We start from the raw sequence: 18,986 nt of genomic DNA on the forward strand, positions 1-18,986 counted from the left end.
TCACACCATGTTCAGCCGGAAGACTTCGCGCAACACCCCGTGCAGGGGGGTGATCACATTGAAGGCTTCGCGCAGGGTTCTTTTTTCCAGGGCCGAAAGGGTTCCAGGATCCAGCCGGTTGTCCGGGGCCACGCCCTGCTCCATCTGTTCGAGCTGATGCATGAGTCGGGAATGCAGCAGGAATTCGAAAGCCTCCCGCGCTTCGTGGAACAGGTCGCGCGACAGATGCCCCTCCTGATGCAGCTGTTCAAGTCTTCCAAGAGTGCTCGTTTCCCGGATTCCGTGATAAAGGGCCATGACCCGCGCAAAATCCATGAAGGGCAGCAGGCCTCTGGTTTTTATGTCCAGGGTGTTCTTGTGGGCTCCGTCCTTTTCGACCATGAAATTCTTGAAGAATGTCAGCGGCGGTTTGGAATTCAGACACTCCGCAGCCAGATAGCGCAGAAAAAGGTCCTTGCCGACGCAGGCGTTGGTGACGTGCAGGCGCAGGTTTTCGGCCAGATCCTTGTGACCGTATACGCCCCTGAAGTCGAAAAAAACGGAGCTGGCCAGGACGCGCTCGGGCTCCGGCGTGGTGGTCCAGTTGTTGACCCGGTTTTTCCAGGCGTCGAGGGAGCCACGCCACTGTGGGTTCGAGGCCATCATGTCTCCGGGGCAGCGCGGAAAGCCGCAGTTTATGAGATGCCCGACCATGCGTTCCGTGAAGGCCGAAAAATACGTCTCGGCCGCGCGTTCCAGAAAATCCACTCCGCAGTTTTCAGTAACAAGCGCGTTGTCCTGGTCCGTGGCGAAGGTCTGTTCCCGGCGGCCCTCGCTGCCCATGAGGAGCAGGCAGAACTTGACCGGAGGGGGGCCCAGTTCCCGCAGCATGAGATCAAGGAGTTTGGACATGATCTGGTCGTTCAGGATGGCGATCATGCGCGTGATGTTGCCTGCCTTGGCACCCTGCTGGACCAGGGTGCGGATGACCGGGGTGATGCTGTCGTGCAGCGGATAGAGTCCGGGAATGGTGGTGCGGGAGGCGATCTCCCGGAACACGGACATGGGCGAGCGGCCCTGCAGGAGCATGATGTCGTGGGAACTGATGACGCCCTGCAGCCTGTTGCTGGACTTGACCACGAGGTGGTGAATGTTCTTGGACATCATGGTCAGAAGGGCGTCGAAACATACCGCTCCCGCATCGATGCACTCCACCGGCGTGGTCATGATGGTTTCGGCCGGGGCCTGCAGGTCAAGGCCGAGGGCCATGGCCTTGCGCAGGTCCGTGTCCGTGATGATGCCGCAGATCTCTCCCGAGGGTTCGCGGAACAGGAGTGAGCCCGTGTTGTGGCGGATCATCTCCTTGGCTGCCGCCTGGATGCTCAGTCCAAAGGGTACGCTGACCGGTTCCCGGGAGACGAGATCTCCCACGGGGTTGCTGAAGAGATGCAGGCTGTGGTCCTCGTGAGCCGGCTGGGTCTTGCAACGCATTTCCTCGAAGGCCTTGGAGAGGAACGTGTCAGCGAAGGATTTGAGGTAGAATCGGGGGATGGACGGGTTGAGATGCACGGCTTCGAAAAAGCGGTCGCGGGGAATTTTGATGATGAAGGTGTCTTCGACCGTTTCGGCATCCATGGCTGATTTTTCGCCGTTGAAAAGCGACAGCGCGCCAAGGGATGCCCCTTCGGTGCGGATGTCCATGAGAATCCCCTCGTCTTCCAGAAAAAGGCGGATGGCTCCTTTCTGCACCAGATAGAGGCCGTCGACCTCTGTGATTCCCCGGCGCAGCAAGCGTGTTCCGGCCGGAAAGAAGTCGACCAGACAGCTGCGGGCCAGACGCACAAGACTCTGCCGTTCCAGTTCTGAAAAGGGCAGAGTGCTCTCAAGAAAGGTGATGATGCTGTCGTACCCCGCAGGCTGAATTCCCGCGTTCATGGCTTTGTCCTTGGGTTGCGGGGCCGGTTTCCCGGCCCCAATTTTTCAGGTTTAGTGGTCGATGGCCGCGCCCGCTCCGCGAGGGATGCGTACGCTTTCAACCATCTCCTGTACGGCGGCCGGCGGAGCCTTGGTGATCATGGAGACTCCGAATGTGACCGCGAAGTTGATGACCATGCCCACGGTTCCGATGCCTTCAGGGCTGATGCCGAAAAACCAGGGAGACACGCCCAAAAACTTGGTCTGCACGATGTAGAGCATGGTGAAGCCGATGCCGCTGATCATGCCGCAGATTGCTCCTTCCTTGGACGCGCGCTTCCAGAAGATGCCGAGCACGATGATGGGGAAGAAGGACGACGATGCCAGTCCGAAGGCCAGCGCCACCACTTGGGCGACAAAGCCCGGAGGATTGATGCCGAAGTATCCCGCGATGATGACGCCAACGCCGATCATGACCCGGCCCACCAGCAGTCGCATCTTTTCCGAGGCGCCACGGTCGAGGATGCGGTAGTAGAGGTCGTGGGAGATGGACGAGGCGATGACCAGCAGGAGCCCGGCCGCCGTGGACAGTGCCGCGGCCAGGCCGCCGGCCGCGACCAGGGCGATGACCCAGGGCGGAAGCTGCGAGATTTCGGGGGTGGCCAGGACCATGATGTCATTGTCTATGTAAAGTTCGTTGGCGTTGTCGAGAGGCGTGTTCGTGACCAGTCGCTGGCCGTGTGCACCGGTTTCTCCGCTGTATGCTGGTTTGCCAGCGAAGGCTGCCCCGGCGCGGTAGGTTATGATGCCGTCGTTGTTCTTGTCCACCCATGCCAGAAGTCCGGTCTTCTCCCAGTTGCCGAACCAGGCAGGTACGGAGGAGTAGGGTGTCTCGCTCAGGGCATTGGTCAGGGTATAGCGGGAGAACGCACCCAGGGCCGGAGCCGTGGTATACAGGATGGCGATGAAAAGGATGGCGTAGAAGGCTGAGAGGCGCGCGGCCCGCACGCTGGGCACGGTGTAGAATCGGATGATGACGTGGGGCAGGCCGGCCGTGCCGACCATGAGGCACATGGTGATGGCGAAGACATCGATCATGGGTTTGGTGCCCACGCCAAAGGCACTGGTGTACTCGGCGAAGCCCAGATCCCTGCCAATCTGGTTCAGGGTTTCGAGCAGGTACTTGCCCGAATCCGCTCCCCCGAGGATGGTGCTTCCGAATCCCACCTGCGGAATGGGATTGCCGGTCAGCTTGAGTGAAATGGCGATGGCCGGGATGAGGAAAGCCGTGATGAGGACGCAATACTGGGCGACTTGGGTCCAGGTGATTCCTTTCATGCCGCCGATGGCAGCGTACAGGAAAACCAGGACCATGCCGATCATGACGCCGGTGTTTACGTCGACTTCCAGAAAGCGGCTGAAAACGATGCCGACGCCACGCATCTGCCCGGCCACGTATGTCAGGGAGACGAAGATGGCGCAGATCAGGGCCACGAGCCTGGCCGCCGAGGAATAATAACGATCACCGACAAAATCCGGGACCGTGAACTTGCCGAACTTTCGCAGATACGGGGCCAGGAGCAGGGCCAGGAGAACGTAGCCGCCGGTCCAGCCCATCAGATACATACAACCCGCGTAGCCCATGAATGAGATCATGCCGGCCATGGAAATGAAAGAGGCCGCGCTCATCCAGTCTGCGGCCGTGGCCATGCCGTTGGCCAGGGGCGGAACTCCGCCTCCGGCGACGTAAAAGCCCTTGGTGTCCTTGACGCGGGAAGTCCAGGCGATGCCTATGTAGAGGGCGAAGGTTGCGCCCACTATGAGATAAGTCCAGATTTGCAGTGACATATTTCCTCCGGTTGATCAGTTGCTATTCGTGCACGTCGTATTTCTTATCCAGCCGGTCCATGAGCAGGAAATAGGCAAGAATAATGAGTACGAAAACATAGATGGAGCCTTGCTGCGCAAACCAGAAACCTAGAGGAAATCCGCCCAGTGAAATGGTGTTGAGCTGTTCGACGAAAAAAATACCGAATCCGTAAGATACCGTTGCCCAGATAGCTAAAAGGATGAGCATGTACGTTTTGTTTCTTTTCCAGTAACTCTGCATTGACATTTCCATGTTGTCCCCCCTGTGAAAAAGCGTTGATGAAATGAGGCTTCACCCGATTGAGCTTGGATGTTTTCTGACACGGTTTGCAAAGCCTTGCATCCTGTTTCCGGTGAATGGAGGGATAAACAGGTTATTGGTGAAACGAATCAAATTGCTCTGGTGAGTGGGAATTTATTGCCGTTGACCGCGTTGCGCCTACCGTTCGATTGTTGATGATAAATAGTTGTAATAAGCGAATGTTCAGGCTATGTACGTACATTGTGCGGGTGCGCTCGGAGCGTTCTACGACGGGGAACGGATTCAATTTGGCCGTGAACTGCGCAAGGAGCGGGGTCAGCGGTCGGAATCGCGCATTGCCTCGTGAAGGTGGGAGGAAATGAACAGCTGTGAAGAATGCCTTGCACGGGAAAAGGACTGACGATTTCGGGCACGCGATTTTTTTGCGCGGCGGTCTGCTTCAGGCTTTCGAACCGGATTGGCACCCCTTTATTTTGCGTGGGGCATGAGCTAGACCGTGAGCGGCAAAACGTTTTGCTGTCGACGTTCATTTGCGGTCGCATCCGCCGAATACAATTGCCGGGAAAAACATGAAGAGTATCGTTTGGTTGCTGTGCCTTTTGTCCTTGTCCGCTTGCGCTGGCCAACGTGGCCAGGCCCAGGCACCTGTTGCGGCGCGGGCAAGCGTTCTTCCCGTGTTCGAGGATCTAAATGCCCTGCACGAACAGTTTCTGGTTTTCAGGGAAGATGACATTTTCCGGCGCTACGGCTTCACGTACAATTCCCCGTACGCCGACTGGTTGCAGCGCGTCCGCGAACAGGAACAGGATCCGGCCACGGGTGAAGTGGCCCGTCTCCTGGCCGGTCTTTCCATCGCTTACCGCACGCATGGGGCCAAGAGCGCTGTCTACGCACAGTTCGAGGAGCGTTTCGACAAGGCGCTGCGCACCCCCGTGGAACATGCCCCTCCGTTGCGGCCCGTGCCTGCTGCGTCTCCCGTGCCCGGGATCACGATTCTTTTCAGCGGCGATACCCGGGGCGATGTGTTTTCAAAGCCCGGCCTGGCCGGAGACGTAGGCGGTCTTGCCCGGCGTCCGGCCACGATTGCGTATTTCAGGGAAAAGGATCCAGGAGTCCTCCTGCTTGACGCGGGAGACGCTTTTGCCTCCGGACCCGCCGGGTCCAGGGTGACAAACCAGATCCTGGTCCGAGCCATGAATCGAATGAACTACGATGCCATGGGACTCGGACCCGAGGATATGGCCATAGGCGAAGTGGCGTTGCGGGAGCTTGCCGGCATGGCGAAATTTCCCCTTGTCTGTTCCAATCTTGAGTTCAGAAAAGGTATTGCGCCGTGGATCAGGCCTTACGTGATTTTAGAACGAAATCAGCGCAGGGTTGCCGTCATGAGCCTTCTTCCTCCGGTTCCGGGAGCTGTCATAACCGGGGCGCGCTTCATTGCACCGTCTGCTGCCCTGCGCACTCTTTTGCCGGCTCTTCGGAGCAAGGCGGACTGCATTGTGCTTCTGACGCAGTTCGGAAGCCAGAATGTGGCCCCGCTGCTTGGCGATGACGAGGGGTTTGACGTGATCCTGGGCGATAGCGCGGCGCTTTCGCAGAGCATTCCCGCATACATGCCAGCCGTCCCCGGATGGCTTGGCTTCGGATCCGTCCGATTGGAGATGCGGAACCCAGGCAGGACGCGGGTGACTGAGGCCATGCCCGTGCTTCTGGGAGTGGAATCCGACGTGCAAATTTTTGAAATGCTGGACGAACTCGAATAGTTGGAAAAAATGCTTGCTTTTTCAAAAAGGTTTGGGCAGTAACCGTTTTCGCGTTGTGGGGCTGTAGCTCAGCTGGGAGAGCGCTTGAATGGCATTCAAGAGGTCCGCGGTTCGATCCCGCGTAGCTCCACCACTTATACGCAAAAGAAAACATCAGTTTTCTTGAATGCCGCAAACAGAAAAGCCGTCAGAGATGACGGCTTTTCTGTTTGATGTCGTCCAAGTGTCCGGCGCTTGCTGAAGACTGCTCAAGTACCGGACTTCCCTGTCATTATTGTCCGCTAATGGTCACCGTGCAGATGGCGGTTATCAATAGACTGTTTTGGAATTCTTCAACGCCGGTCCCGCTTTCAAGCCTTCCTAGGTTTCTTCTGTTGTTGGGTATCACCGAAACGTTACAGTTACCCTTGCGACCCGATACACATTTTCTCAAGTTTCGACTGGTCTGCAAAGTGCCGGCAGGTCATAGGCTTTCCGAATTGAGCACTTGCAAAAGGTGCGTGGTGTGGGCAATGTTCAATACGGGCAGAAATGATTCGGACTGTTAGGCAAGGGACGGTTTGGATATTTAGACAAATTGGGATGCACCGTCACGGACAGTTGGCTGTGGCAAACTGCAAGAAAAAATGAAACTAATAGCTCGCCAAAAAATTCGTTTTTATTACTATCTCACTGGTATAGTTGCGATGATATTCATTGCAGCGTCAATGAGCGTGCCCTATTTTTTGAATTTAAAAAAAGAGTACCAGTCAAAGATTGAACAACTTTCTCAAAGTATTATCTCGGAGAAAAAACGTCATTTGCACGACGTAATAAACAGAACAATTTTAGAAATTGAATTTATAAGGACAGATTCGTCCAGAGAATATAACGAGATTTGTGCCGAAGTTTCTAATTTCTTATCCTCATCGCATTCGTGGAAGGAACCGTTCCGCGATGAGTCACTGCTGACTGTTCAAAATGAACATATTCAGGATTCAGCCAGAAAAAATTTAAATAATATCATAAGTTTCATAGTTTATGATACAAAGAATTCACATGTAGTTCGTTCGTCAGAGGATAATGTTGCGGAAATATTTGCAAGAACAGTATCTTTAAATGCAAATAACAGAGAGCTGTATCCTGCTATCGCCACTGCTATTTCGAATGAAGGCTTCAGTATATATGTCTTTGTCTCTAGGGACAATTTTGAAATAAATGTCAAGAATCGTATCAAAGATCTTATTCGAGCAGTTCGGTTTGGAGACGATGGCTATATCTGGATCAATGAAATAATCAATTATGACGGCGGAGACGATTATGCAATTCGTCTTGTCCATCCAAATCTTCCGCAGACAGAAGGGCTTAAACTTTCAACAAAAATGCAAGATATTAATGGAAATTTTCCATACAAGACGGAGCTCGATGGAGTGAAACTCAACGGCGATTTATATTTTGATTATTACTTTAAAAAAATGAATACAGAACAAATTTCGCACAAATTAACATACGCGAAACTATACAAGCCTTATAATTGGGTTATTGCAACTGGCGTATATATTGACGATGTAGATAATCTAGTAATAAAAGAACAAAAATCTATGGATAATACGTATAAAAATCAGATTCAAATTCTTGGATTTGTTGTTTTTGGCATACTTGTAATTTCATTTATTTTCCTTGTTGCATTTGAAAGACATATTAACGGATTGATCAGTTCGTATGTTGAAACAATTGAAGAAAAAGAAAAGTCTTTACGACTAGAGAAGGATAAGGTCGAGAAGGCTTTCGGAAAACTTAAAGATGTAGCATATCTCGACTACTTGACAGGTTTATGGAACAGACGAGCAATGTATGAACGCATTACGGATGAATACTCAAGATGTTCAAGAAATAATTCTAGCTTTGCAATCATACTTGGGGATATTGATCAATTTAAAATTATCAATGACACTCATGGACACGAATGCGGCGACATCGTTCTTAAACAACTATCGAAAATAATGTCTAAAAATATTAGAAATGAAGACAGTGTTTCTAGGTGGGGTGGTGAAGAGTTTCTTATCCTAGGCACATCCTGTAATTTTGCAGACGGCGTTTCTCTTGCTGAAAAGGTGCGAAGTGTAATTGAACATCAAGAAGTTTCTTTTAATAATTTTACACTTAGATTAACAATGACTCTTGGCGTCGCCGTGTTTGATCCAAAAAAATCCATAGATGAGATCATAAATGAGGCAGACACAATGCTTTATATTGGAAAGAATAGAGGGCGTAACTGCGTCATCTCGACGATGACTTCAGTTTGAGTAAGAATATTTGTGTATACGATGGCTTGAGATGGGGTTTCAGCAGTTTTTTTTGGCTGCTTATTGGGCGGTCTGACATTGTTCAACTAGATATAGCATAAAAGTAACATTCTGTTTTTTGTAATGACCTAATATAGATAAGCTTGTCTAGTTGTTGAAGTATGGCATCCAATAGGCGGGTGTCCTGAATTTCGTGTAGACGGCAGTGTTAGAGGTTGATCATCCTGTTTTCGATCTGAATGCTGAATTTTGTCAGCGCAGCTTTCCAAGGGGGGCTATTCCAGTCAGATAGAAGAGCTTGGCAAGAGATTCGTCACTCGGGATTGATTCCCTGTTCTTGGTGATCGTGCGCAGGCTCATATTGATCGATCCAATAGCTTTGAAAATATAGATAACTTTCCTGATTTTAGGTGGATAGCTGAAAAACGCGATGATCCGCTCCCAGTTCCTGCGCCAGGACTGCCCGATGGGTGCCAGCGTCTGGTTCCGCTTCTCTTCAAACTCCGCGAGCCGTTGCTCTCCAGCTTCAACCGTCGTCGATGTCTAAATGGCTTTCAGATCGGCGGCGACTTCCTTGCGCTGCTTCCCGTTTGAGAACTTGATGCAGTGACGCACCATATGCACCAGGCAGAGTTGGACATCAGCATGCGGGAAGGCCGATGCAATGGCCTCCGGGAAGCACCGTCTCTCATGGGCGGTCGCGCCGATGCCCGGACGGCCTGGAACTGGTCCGCGCGTGACCAACCGGCCGGCCTTCCCGCAACGCTCAGGCTTCCAGTCTGAACCTGGAGATGAGGTCCTTGAGTTTTACGGCCGTTTCCGACAGTCCCGCGGCGCTCAGCCTGACCTGCTCGCTCGAAACGAGAATTTCCCCGGCTTGCGCCGAGACATCCGAAATGTCTGCGGCTATCTCCCTGGACACGGACGAGCCCCGGGCCACGTTTCCGTTCACTTCGTCAATGCCCCTGGACGCCTGGCCTACATTGGCCGCGATGTCACGGGTCGTCACCGATTGCTCCTCCACGGCCACGGCAATGGTGGCGACGATCGAATCCACATCGGCGATGACCTTGGCAATGTTGGCGATTTCCGTGACGGTCACATCGGTGGCCCGCTGGATGCCCTGAATCTTGGCTCGAATCTCCTCCGTGGCCAGGGCGGTTTGCTGGGCCAGTTCCTTGATCTCATTGGCCACAACGGCGAACCCCCGGCCCGCTTCTCCAGCCCGGGCAGCCTCGATTGTCGCGTTCAGCGCCAGCAGATTGGTCTGGGATGAAATGGCCGTGATGGATTCAGTGACCTTGCTGATCTCGGAGGCCGCCGCGCCCAGTTCGTGGACCCGGGTCGAAGCCTCGCCGGCCTGGCGCACTGCTTGGTCCGTGATATTCTTGGCCTTGCCCGAGTTCGCCGCGATCTCGGAGATGGTCGCGCTCATCTCCTCGGCGGCCGTGGCGACGGTAGTCACATTGATTGCAGCTTGCTCCATGGCCACCGCCACGGAATTCTGATTATCGCTCATCACCTCGGCCGAGGTGGCAACCTGGCGGGAACGCTGCACCGAGAGCGTCGCACCGTCCGTGACCTGCTCTGCGATTCCAGCCAGTGAAACCGACGAGGAGGTCACGGACGCCACTTCTCCGGCAACCTCCCCCATCATCCGCCGCAGATTGAGCACCATCTCGTTCAAGGCGTTGGCCAGCGTTCCGATTTCGTCATTCTGCCGCACGTCCATGGTCCGGCTCAGGTCTCCGTCCGCCATGGCGCGCGCCAGTTCCACACCTTTGAAGAGGGGAACCGTAATGGCCCTGGTCAGGACAATCCCAATCAAAAGCCCCAGCACCGCGCCCGCACCGGCCATAATGGCCGAACGAAGCTTGACGGAGGCCGCGGTATCCCGCGCAGCCTGGACCTGGGCGGCGGCGCTACCGTTCACCATCGTCATCAACCGATCCAGATTCTTCTGCACTTCCCCACGGGCGACCGCCTCCTTCGTCTCCGACAGGCTGATCATGGTCTGAAATTTCTGCTGAGCCTGGGAGCTGATATTCATGAGTTCGAAGTAAATGCCGAAGAGATTGCTCGCGCTCAGTCGGGCCTTGCGCTGGTAAGCCTCCCGTGCGCCGTCCATGTCGCCGGCTGCGACCAGTTCCTTGATCTCCGCTATGGACGCATGCAAGGACAGGTGCACGGGCTTGAAGCGATCGATGCGGCCGGTGATATCCTTGTTCTTGGAGGTGAAGGTTTGCAGCCACTGCCCGAGGGGGGATTCCTCCGCGTTCTCGCCGCCCGGGAACGGCGTTTCAAAGAGCATCAGCCGGGCGACCTTGTCCATGAGTTCATAGTACCAGGAAGACTGCGAGATGAGGACAGACGCGAGAGCATCCGGTTCGGTGACGTCCATGAGAACCAGTTCATTTGAAAGCGAAATTATTTTCTCCGTCGACTCGATCCATGAGCCCAGAGCGCTTTCCATGCTCTCGACTTCTGCGAGAACATCTTCGCCAAGGCCCGGACGCGTCTTGAGCGTTTCAAGCCTGTCCCGCATCTGCGCCTGTAGCGTTTTTAACTGGAGATGGACATCCTGCCGCTCTTCGCTGCTCATGGTCTGCGCAAGGAGCATGTTCAGATTGCTGCGCACCATTTGCTGCAGCGTACCTACGGCCATGACATCCTGCACGGCAGTCATTTCGACTTCCGCCAGCGAGTTGATCTGGCCTTCGAGCATGTTCAGCCCCGCTCTGTCCTGCATTCCCATCGCAAGAGTGATCAGGACCGTTATAACAAACCCGCCAATCAGCTTGATGCTCAATTTCACATTCTTCATTCAATTCTCCAAGTAACACAGTTTCCTCACGGTTCTCAGAATGCGCCACACCAACAAAATGCAGAAGCAGGCCGCCGGGCGCGGCTAGGTCACCGTCGACCAGGATCGGCGACATCGCACCTGAATCCCACATCGGCGCCCGCCATCTCGACCGGAGGCTCATCGGGGTGAAGGAAGACATGATTCGCCTGGTTCAGCCTTGCTCAGGATGAATTGACTAGTGAGTATCAGAGACGACGCGCCAGATCGGCGCGCCGTTTGTGAGTATCCAAAAGCAAGGAACGTTCCACGCGCCCGGCAGGGAATAAAAATCGACAATATCCTGATTTTAAATAATAAAATTATTGAGCGCCGTGTGTGCAAATTTTATTTCGCATCACCCTTCATGACGTGTCTGATTTCGGGTAATCCGTGAGCGAATTTGCGCACTTCATCAAGAAAAGGAGGCGCCAGTTAAAATTAGTTGGTCAAATATTCCTTTTGTCTTGGATTCGTACTCACCTGTGCCTAGTTTTTTTGCCGCCCTTTGGGGCTTGTTTTGTGTCCTTGGGACCTCTGGGCATGAGTGTTTCGTGCGGGACAATGAATTTCATGTTTGCTGTGGATGGAAATTTTTGATCGACATTACAGTGTATTGGCGGAATTTTTCTTGGGGGGTGTGGAGGGGCTATGACAAATTCATTCTCCTTTGTGCAGAATTTATCGATTAAGTACCAATTAAAATGTGTAGGGACGCGTTAATGAAAATACCATCGATTAGGCATTGTAGCTAAGAAGTATATGCAAGTAATGTAAGTACTCATTAACGCTAATTTTGTAATTTTATGATTGTTTTTTTTATTATCTTTGTAAGAATAAATCAGCGTAATAATTTTTATTATTTCAAATAAATAATTTAATTTTCAATATTGTGTATATATAAAATATAACATTAACTGTTATGTTTTTCACTGTGTGTTCATAATTGATAATGCAGTATTAAAATACTAAATGAATCCTAAACTTAATACAGCGCAAAGCCAGTTTCATGAGGGATGATGAATTTTACTTTTTACGGAGAAAGGTCATGAAAAAAAAGATTCTTCTGGTTGAAGATGACCTATTGTTACGCAAAGGGCTGAAAACAATGATCGAGATGCGTGGTAGCTTCAGCATTGAAGCCGACACAGGGAGTGGAAAGGATGCAGTCAGTCTTTTTGAGGCGGTTCATCCGGATGTTGTTCTGCTCGATTTGCAACTTCCCGATATTCCCGGAACGGAAGTCTTGCGGCAGTTGAAACAGGTCTCGCCGAAGACTCCCGTTGTCCTGTTGACCATCTGCGAAGAGAACGATCTGCTTTTTCAGGCATTGGCCCTTGGCGCCAATGCCTATGTGGAGTTGCCCCTATTAAACCGGACACTCTGCGGTTGCTGAAAGGCGGATGAATTCCCTTGGCGAAAGCATCCGCAGCCCCTTGTGTGGGGCGAACTCGCGTTGTAATCCTCGAACCACGTCGCCAGCATTTTCATCACGGAGACTGCGTCCTGACATTCATTGGCGTGGACGTAATCCCTCTTGAAGGTTTTAACGAAGCTTTCAGCCATGCCGTTGCTCTCGGGACTCCTGACAGGCGTAAAACGGCTCACCAGGCCAATCCACGAGGCAAACTCCATCGTTTCCCGTGCGGTGTAGCAGGATCCGTTATCCGAAAGCCATTCCACTGGATGGGGTGTTGCCGCCAAGCCAAAACGCCGCTCTACGCTTTCGAGCATCAGATCCCGAATCATTGAGCCAGAAATGCCTCCTGTTGTGGCAACATGACCAATGATTTCTCGGTCGCAGGAATCCAGCGCAAAGGCCACGCGTACAATCTCGCGGTTGTCGCAGCAAATCTCGAATCCATCAGAGCACCAGCGGGTGTTTCGCCTCAAGGTTATGACCTTGCCGTCGTGAGTCCGATCCGGTCGCTTTGCGCTATGCTTGGCGAGTAGCAACCCATTTACGTGCATGATTCGATAAAGACGCTTGTGGTTCACTCTGGCGCATCCTTCGGCCTCTAGGCGCCGATTCAAATATACCAAGACGCGACGATATCCGAGCGTCTTTCGTTCATCGAGAATCTCGCGGATCAGGCAGAGCAGCTCTTCATCCTGATTTTTTTGGTATCGCCCGTGCCGCACAACTTTCGTGTCGCCTAAGCGTTCCATGAGGCGAGACCGGGACACCTCCATCGCCTCCGCAATACGCTTCACAGGGAATCGTCCTCGAATGGCAACGGCGTGCGCGAGATCAGTTTTTTTTCGCGTGCGATATCGAGAGCTTCCTTCAAGATCTCGACTTCCATGGTCTTTTTGCCAAGAATTCGTTCGAGTTCCCGGACTCGCTTTTTCAATGATTTGGCTTCACTGGCACTCACAACTTGTTCATCAGCCTGGACCGCAACTTTACCGCCATCGCTCATGAGCTTTCTCCATCGAAAAAGAAGATTCGGAGCGATGCCGTACTTACGGGCCACATACGAAACATTCATCCCCGGTAGGGATGCTTCTTCTACCATTCGAACCTTGTCCGCAACCGACCATCGGCGGCGATGAACCATATTGACGACTTCTACGGTTGAATAGTCGTTAGCACTATGTCTGGACATACCCCTTGCACTACCTCTTAAGGTTGGCAGGGTGTCCGGTCCAATTGGGGGCTACTCCAAAGGGTTCGGGTCCGGAAGAGTTGTTCTTGGGGATTCACTATTCCTTGAAAAACGAGGTATTCATAAGTCCGAAACTGGCAAAGATTATTGTCGAAGATTATCTTCTGGTGAACCATCATCGAAATTCTCTTCCTCCTCTTCAAAATCTTACCGTACGGGAAAAACAAATTGTCAGGCTTATTATCGACGGAAAGAAAAGCAAGGAGATCGCGGATGCTCTTTTCATCAGCATCAAGACAGTAAACAAACACAGATCAAATATTCTCATGAAGCTAGGAATTCATAATCTTTTAGAACTGCGTCAAAGAAAATTTTATGTTTTGGATACGATAATGGACGAGACTGATTAAATTTTAAATTTTTTTGTTTGATGTTAAGTGTTATATATAAATTTATTTTACTATTTTCTGCATAATTATATGTATTTTTAGTAATTTGATTTTTTTTATTTAGATATAAAAATACATATTCTTTCATTTCGTTGCTCTGCCAATATTACATTCAAAACTTCACTGCAAAAAGTCAGGAAGAATCCTGATTGTCATTTCCTTGAACATGTGCCCGGCATGAAGGATGATCATGCAAGCTTGCGTGTAAACCCTTTTTTCAACTATTTGAAAATGCATTTCGTTCTCCAAGGAGATGACGACTTGTTGTAGTGACGACATTCAAAACGATGCTCGCTGAACGATTCTGGTTATCAGGGTAGCGTGCATGGCAAATTTTGCGGGAATATGTTGCTTGTTTTACTGTGGTCATGAATCTTGAGACAGTCGTGTTTTTCGTGAGCCGCCGAGGCCTTGAGTCAGGACAGAAAGCAAAAGGCAGGCCTTGTCAGCCTGCCTTTTGTCGGAACATGGTGCGCCGGATTGGAGTAGCGGCTATTCTGCCGCATAGGCTTTCAAGGCGGCAAGGCCTTTGCGGATCCCCTCCGTGTCGATGCCGGAATAGGCCAGACGCACGAAGCGGCGCGTTTCCCCAGGCAACGGGCGGCCGAAGTGCAGGCGTGTGCACAGCGAGACGCCCGTCTTGACCAGGATGTCTTCGGCAAACCGCGCGTAGTCGTCTCCAAAGCCCTTGCGGGCCATCAGTTCCGTGACCTCGGGGAAAAGATAGAAGGTGGCCTCGGGGCTTGGGCAGTCCACTCCGGGCATGGAATTCAAAAGCTCCACGGCCGTGTCGCGACGTTCCTTGAGCGTTTTCAGGATGGCCAGGGGGCCGGACTGGTCACCGGTCAGACCTTCAAGGGCGCCGTGCTGCACAAAGTGATTGGAGCAGGACTCGTCGTTGACATTGAGCTTGGAGATGATGTCGATGACGGCCCTTGGTCCGATGGCTGCGCCAAGACGCCAGCCTGTCATGGCGAACTTTTTGGAGAAGGTGTAGAGGATGACGCTTCGTGCCTGCATGCCCGGAATGGATGCCAGTGAGGAACTTTTCCCGCCGTAGCGGATGTCGAAATAGGCCTCGTCCAGAAGTACGGACAGATTGTGGCGCATGACCAGATGGGCCAGACGTTCGCGTTCAGCGTCTGAGCACTGGGCACCCAGGGGATTTTGCAAGTCGTTGATAATGATCGCTCGCGTGTGCGGGGTGACGAGGCTTTCAAGATGGTCAAGATCGATATGAAAGCCGCTACCGTCCCGGATGTAGCGATAGGGCACGGCGACTCCGCCGTGGTATTCGATCTGGGATTCGTAAATGGGGTAGCCCGGATTGGGGTAGAGCACTTCATCGCCCGGGTTCACGCAGGCCATGATGAATTTCCCGATAACCGGCTTTCCGCCAGGCTGGATGGCCACGTTTTCCATGGCGTAATCCAAGCCTCTTGCCGCGCTCACGTCCTGCGCCAGGGCGTCGCGCAGCTCGGGGATGCCGGGGCTTGGACAATAGCCGGTCTTTCCGTTGCGCATGGCGCGGCAAGCCGCGTCCATGACGTTTTGGGGCGTCGGGATGTTCAGGTCGCCCAGGTGAAAAGGGAAGACCTCGTGCCCTGCGGCCTTGTGCGCCGCGGCGCGGCCGGCAACGGCAAAGGCCGTTTCGGTGCCGAGTCGTGCAATTCTGTCTGCAATGAACATGGATGCCCTCACTTGAGTTTGAAAACTTCGGATTCTATCATTAGTCATGTTGCGAGATAGCCTCTGGCGTGCATGAGACTGGAGAACTCGTTCTCGACGTTGTCCAGCATGGTGCAAACGGCAGTGGTCAGGGGGGCGTTGGCCTCGAAGGTGCGTTTGATGTCCCCGCGGCAGGCGAAGTGTCCGACGTCAGATAACCGTTGTGCCCATAGCATCGAAGGTAATTGAGGAACTCAACGTATTCAAGGTAATGTTTGATGTTGCAGAAGTAATCCCTGTGCCATCTGTCGTCGTTGTCGTTAACGTGCACGTAAAGGTGGTAGAGGTTTTCAGAGGTGAGAGGCAACGCTTCGCCGGGGTGGAGAGAAAGAACACCGTGTCAAGGAGACCGGAGGATTAGATGATCCCGGTCAGCCAGTACAGCATGGGCAGCACCACGATCAGGGCCAGGGTGGAGGTGAACCAGCAGGCATTGGCCAAGTCGATGTCCAGATCGTAGATCGAGGGCGGGATGAGGGCCGTGAAGGCCACGGGCATGGATGAAAGGATGAGCACGACCTTGAGGGGCGCGCCGCCCATGATGCTCCCGAATCCCAGGGCTGCTGCGGCACCTGTGGCCAAAATGGGCATGCACACGAATTTGATGCCCGTGATGACCGCGCACTCCCGCAGATACGTTCCCAGGCGTGTGAAACGCATGGCCAGGCCGATGGAGAAGAGCATCATGAGCGACCCCAACGGCACGAGAATGCTGTTGAGCAGCGGAAAGAAAGAGGGACGCTCAAGTCCGGAGAGGTTCAGGACTCCTCCCAGCAGCATGGAGGAGAGGGCCACGATGATGAAGGGGTCGGTCACCACGCGCCGCAGGCCTGCCATGGCCCCGCCGCCCTGTCTTCCTCCCTCAGCGTAGGCTTTTGCCAGGGGAAAGCCGAAGGAAAAATAGACGATCTCTTCGAAGAGTTTGTAGGCCGGGACCAGGGCGAAGGCCGCTTCGCCCAGGAAGGTGTGGCAGACCATGGCCCCCACGGCGCCGATGTTGGTGAACGATCCGCAGCAGTAGAAGGCCCCGGTCTGGCGCGCGCTGAGGCCCAGAGGCTTGGCTGCGGCGAGAGCTAAAAAGCCCCCCGTCAGGAAGACCGTGCCCCCAACGAAGGGCATGGCCACCAGTTCCACGTCCCTGAGGGACAGGTTCCAGATCGCCCCGCAATAGGTCAGGGGCAGAACCCACAAGAGCGCCGTTTTCTGCAGGCCGACGCGCAGTCGCGCCATGTCGACAGGCAGCCGCAGCCGTCCTCTGTCCACGGCCATTCGGACGAGCCAGCCCAGGCCCAGACCGGTGACGATGATGGCCAGGGAAAAGAGAACCTTGTCCATGCTGCGTGCTGGCGTCAGCCGCGTTTGTTTCCGCGGGAGGGCCGTCCCTGCCTGCCGGTCTGGGCCGGTTTGGCGGGGCGTCCACCGCGCCCGGGCCGTTCCGTGCCTGAACCGCCGCGCGAGTCGCGGGCTTTCGGGGCGCCGGTCCCGGACCGGTCGTCATCTCTTTTTCTGCCTTGTCCGCCGCGCCCTCTCGAATCCGGCTTCGGACTCGTGTCGGGTCCATTCTGTGAGCCTGATTTTTCGTTTTTCTTGCCGCGCGTCGTCGATTCGGGCTTTGCGTCCTTGGGTTTCTTGCTTCGGCCCTGGACGCGCAGTTTGGCGTCCGACTTCTTGGCCACCAGCGCCTTGATTTCCTTCGGGGCGTTTCTCTCGCTTTTCATGTTGCCGGGACGGTAGAGCACGAAATCGGGGAGATCGCTGTCTTCCGTAAATCCCTTGACCGCTTCGACGGGAATCTTGTGGCGCAACAGGGTTTCAATGGCCAGCAGAAGGTTGTGCTCCTCAGGGCTGACCAGGGAGACGGCGATGCCGCTGACCCCTGCGCGACCAGTGCGTCCGATGCGGTGCACGTAGTCTTCGGGAGAATTGGGGATGTCGTAGTTGACCACGAAAGGCAGGTTGCTGATGTCGAGACCGCGCGCGGCAACGTCCGTGGCCACGAGGATGTGGAGCTTGCCGTCCTTGAATTCTTCAAGGGTCCGCTTCCTGAGCGATTGGCTCTTGCTGCCGTGCAGGGCCGCGACGCTGATCCCGTGCGCAGCCAGCTTGTCGGTCAGTCTGTTGGCCCAGGTGCGGGTACGGGCGAAGACCAGGATGCGGTCCTGCTGCTGCTTTTCGATGAGGTGCAGCAGCAAGGGCAGCTTGTTGTCCTTGTTCACCATGTGCACCTTCTGCACGACCGCTTCGGCCGCAGTGGTGTCCGGTGTAATCTCTATATACTCGGGATTTTTTAGCATCTTCGCGGCAAGCGCCTTGATTTGCGGCGTGTAGGTGGCCGAGAAGAGCATGGTCCTGCGATCGGTGGGCAGGAGGTCCACGATGGCGTTGATCTCGCCGCTGAATCCGAGGTCGAGCATCCTGTCGGCCTCGTCAAAGACCAGGAATTCGATGGACGCAAGGTTCAGGTGTTCCTGGTTTGCGAGGTCAAGCAGGCGTCCGGGGGTGGCCACCAGAATGTCGATGCCGCGTTGCAGTCGCGCGATCTGGGGTTCGATGCGCACTCCGCCAAAGGCCACGGTGCAGCGCAGGGAGACCTTGCGGGCGTAGCCTTTGATGCTTTCGCCGACCTGCAAGGCCAGTTCCCGCGTGGGGGTGAGGATCAGGGCGCGGGGGTGATGGCCGTTGCCGCGTGCCTGACCCAGAATCTGGACGATGGGCAGGCCGAAGGCGTCAGTTTTGCCCGTTCCGGTCTGTGCGCGGGCCAGGACGTCCCGTCCGGAGATGATGACGGGTATGGCCTGGGCCTGGATGGCGGTGGGGGTGTCGTAGCCTTTGTTCTTGGCGGCTTTCAGCAGTTCGACCCGCAGGCCAAGTTGATCAAATGACATAATATTCCTTCAAAGGTGGGTGATGAAAAATGTGTGTGGGCGAACCGGGATGTCCGGAGATTGGATGAAGTCCGAAAAATGGGATGCTGATTTGAACGCGTTCGCAAGCCATTCTCTAGTCAGTTCCGGCGAGAGTGTCCACTCTGCGGGGCAAATGGCGAATGAGGCGGAAAGCAGGTTCAGAATATCAATATTTCGGAATATTATGAATATATTGCCGCTTGAATTCCGACGTGTTATTTGAATCTGTATTTTAACTGTGGCTGCTCCGATTTTCTAACGCCTTGGCAGCGGCATTAAATCTGGAGTCTTTGAGTGAATGTGATCTTTCATACCCGGGAGCGGATCATGGGCGACAAGGGCGGAAAAAAAGACAAGAACAAGATGCAGAAGCAGAAAGA

The 18,986-nt window shown here is 53.8% G+C and carries 13 protein-coding genes, 1 tRNA gene and 3 pseudogenes; 7 read left to right on the plus strand and 10 right to left on the minus strand.

Annotated features, from left to right (window positions below; translation table 11 throughout):
• From CVU60_08355 to CVU60_08365, 3 genes are read right to left on the minus strand one after another with little or no spacing between them, the layout of a single operon-like run.
• A complete protein-coding gene (locus CVU60_08355) occupies positions 1-1,914 on the minus strand; it encodes a histidine kinase (GenBank protein PKN42220.1) in 1,914 nt (637 codons plus the stop codon).
• A 51-nt stretch (positions 1,915-1,965) separates the two neighbouring features.
• Positions 1,966-3,741 carry a cation acetate symporter gene (locus CVU60_08360; GenBank protein PKN42221.1) on the minus strand — a complete coding sequence of 592 codons (1,776 nt, stop codon included), beginning with the start codon at positions 3,739-3,741 and terminating at the stop codon, positions 1,966-1,968.
• 22 nt (positions 3,742-3,763) lie between these two features.
• On the minus strand, positions 3,764-4,015 hold the full coding sequence (locus CVU60_08365; GenBank protein ID PKN42222.1) for a DUF4212 domain-containing protein: 252 nt from the start codon (positions 4,013-4,015) through the stop codon (positions 3,764-3,766).
• 683 nt (positions 4,016-4,698) lie between these two features.
• Here CVU60_08365 and CVU60_08370 point away from each other — a divergent pair.
• The 3 genes from CVU60_08370 to CVU60_08380 all read left to right on the plus strand — a co-directional run bounded on the left by CVU60_08370 (position 4,699) and on the right by CVU60_08380 (position 8,072).
• Positions 4,699-5,787 (plus strand): hypothetical protein, encoded by a 1,089-nt coding sequence (locus CVU60_08370; GenBank protein ID PKN42223.1) that lies wholly within the window; start codon positions 4,699-4,701, stop codon positions 5,785-5,787.
• Between the two features lie 57 nt (positions 5,788-5,844).
• Positions 5,845-5,920 (plus strand) — tRNA-Ala (locus CVU60_08375).
• A gap of 493 nt (positions 5,921-6,413) precedes the next feature.
• Positions 6,414-8,072, plus strand: a complete 1,659-nt coding sequence (locus CVU60_08380) for a hypothetical protein (protein ID PKN42224.1) — start codon at positions 6,414-6,416, stop codon at positions 8,070-8,072.
• A 252-nt stretch (positions 8,073-8,324) separates the two neighbouring features.
• Here the strand turns inward: CVU60_08380 and CVU60_08385 are convergent, their stop codons facing one another.
• From CVU60_08385 to CVU60_08395, 3 genes are all read right to left on the minus strand, one after another.
• Positions 8,325-8,432: a hypothetical protein gene (locus tag CVU60_08385; protein ID PKN42225.1), complete on the minus strand. Its 108-nt coding sequence runs from the start codon at positions 8,430-8,432 to the stop codon at positions 8,325-8,327.
• A 183-nt stretch (positions 8,433-8,615) separates the two neighbouring features.
• Positions 8,616-8,816 carry a hypothetical protein gene (locus tag CVU60_08390; GenBank protein ID PKN42226.1) on the minus strand — a complete coding sequence of 67 codons (201 nt, stop codon included), beginning with the start codon at positions 8,814-8,816 and terminating at the stop codon, positions 8,616-8,618.
• Positions 8,817-8,838: 22 nt separating this feature from the next.
• On the minus strand, positions 8,839-10,896 hold the full coding sequence (locus CVU60_08395; GenBank protein ID PKN42227.1) for a chemotaxis protein: 2,058 nt from the start codon (positions 10,894-10,896) through the stop codon (positions 8,839-8,841).
• Between the two features lie 1,066 nt (positions 10,897-11,962).
• On the opposite strand from CVU60_08395, the pseudogene CVU60_08400 reads away from it, so the two are divergent.
• Positions 11,963-12,271: pseudogene (locus CVU60_08400) on the plus strand (DNA-binding response regulator).
• Between the two features lie 12 nt (positions 12,272-12,283).
• Here the strand turns inward: CVU60_08400 and CVU60_08405 are convergent.
• Positions 12,284-13,523, minus strand: a pseudogene (locus CVU60_08405) (IS3 family transposase).
• 59 nt (positions 13,524-13,582) lie between these two features.
• Between CVU60_08405 and CVU60_08410 the strand changes: the two are divergent.
• Positions 13,583-13,933: pseudogene (locus CVU60_08410) on the plus strand (DNA-binding response regulator).
• Positions 13,934-14,464: 531 nt separating this feature from the next.
• Here CVU60_08410 and CVU60_08415 read toward each other — a convergent pair.
• The gene (locus tag CVU60_08415; GenBank protein ID PKN42228.1) at positions 14,465-15,661 is read right to left on the minus strand and encodes an aspartate aminotransferase; all 1,197 of its coding nucleotides are present in this window, start codon (positions 15,659-15,661) and stop codon (positions 14,465-14,467) included.
• Between the two features lie 202 nt (positions 15,662-15,863).
• Between CVU60_08415 and CVU60_08420 the strand changes: the two genes are divergently transcribed.
• Positions 15,864-16,061: a hypothetical protein gene (locus tag CVU60_08420; GenBank protein ID PKN42229.1), complete on the plus strand. Its 198-nt coding sequence runs from the start codon at positions 15,864-15,866 to the stop codon at positions 16,059-16,061.
• Here CVU60_08420 and CVU60_08425 read toward each other — a convergent pair.
• Both CVU60_08425 and CVU60_08430 read right to left on the minus strand, forming a co-directional pair.
• The gene (locus CVU60_08425) at positions 16,058-17,035 is read right to left on the minus strand and encodes a hypothetical protein (protein ID PKN42230.1); all 978 of its coding nucleotides are present in this window, start codon (positions 17,033-17,035) and stop codon (positions 16,058-16,060) included. The two genes, CVU60_08420 and CVU60_08425, sit on opposite strands and share 4 nt — an antisense overlap.
• Positions 17,036-17,049: 14 nt before the next feature.
• A complete protein-coding gene (locus CVU60_08430; GenBank protein PKN42231.1) occupies positions 17,050-18,585 on the minus strand; it encodes an ATP-dependent RNA helicase in 1,536 nt (511 codons plus the stop codon).
• Between the two features lie 64 nt (positions 18,586-18,649).
• Between CVU60_08430 and CVU60_08435 the strand changes: the two genes are divergently transcribed.
• Positions 18,650-18,829, plus strand: a complete 180-nt coding sequence (locus CVU60_08435; GenBank protein PKN42232.1) for a hypothetical protein — start codon at positions 18,650-18,652, stop codon at positions 18,827-18,829.
• The last annotated feature ends 157 nt before the right edge of the window (positions 18,830-18,986 follow it).

The sequence above is a fragment of the Deltaproteobacteria bacterium HGW-Deltaproteobacteria-18 genome, from assembly GCA_002841885.1.
In the GTDB taxonomy this organism is placed as follows: domain Bacteria; phylum Desulfobacterota; class Desulfovibrionia; order Desulfovibrionales; family Desulfomicrobiaceae; genus Desulfomicrobium.